The 533-nt window shown below is 58.0% G+C and carries 1 rRNA gene; it reads right to left on the bottom strand.

Features of this window, described 5'->3' with window-relative positions:
* Positions 1–533, bottom strand: a 16S ribosomal RNA gene (locus RMCB_RS34230); the annotation flags it as partial.

The raw sequence follows: 533 nt of genomic DNA on the forward strand, positions 1-533 counted from the left end.
CCTCCCACAAGGGGTTAGGCCACCGGCTTCGGGTGTTACCGACTTTCATGACGTGACGGGCGGTGTGTACAAGGCCCGGGAACGTATTCACCGCAGCGTTGCTGATCTGCGATTACTAGCGACTCCGACTTCACGGGGTCGAGTTGCAGACCCCGATCCGAACTGAGACCGGCTTTGAAAGGATTCGCTCCACCTCACGGTATCGCAGCCCTTTGTACCGGCCATTGTAGCATGTGTGAAGCCCTGGACATAAGGGGCATGATGACTTGACGTCATCCCCACCTTCCTCCGAGTTGACCCCGGCAGTCTCCTACGAGTCCCCGGCATAACCCGCTGGCAACATAGGACAAGGGTTGCGCTCGTTGCGGGACTTAACCCAACATCTCACGACACGAGCTGACGACAGCCATGCACCACCTGCACACAGACCACAAGGGAACCGACATCTCTGCCGACGTCCTGTGCATGTCAAACCCAGGTAAGGTTCTTCGCGTTGCATCGAATTAATCCACATGCTCCGCCGCTTGTGCGGG

This window comes from Mycolicibacterium brisbanense, from assembly GCF_001570425.1.
In the GTDB taxonomy this organism is placed as follows: domain Bacteria; phylum Actinomycetota; class Actinomycetes; order Mycobacteriales; family Mycobacteriaceae; genus Mycobacterium; species Mycobacterium brisbanense.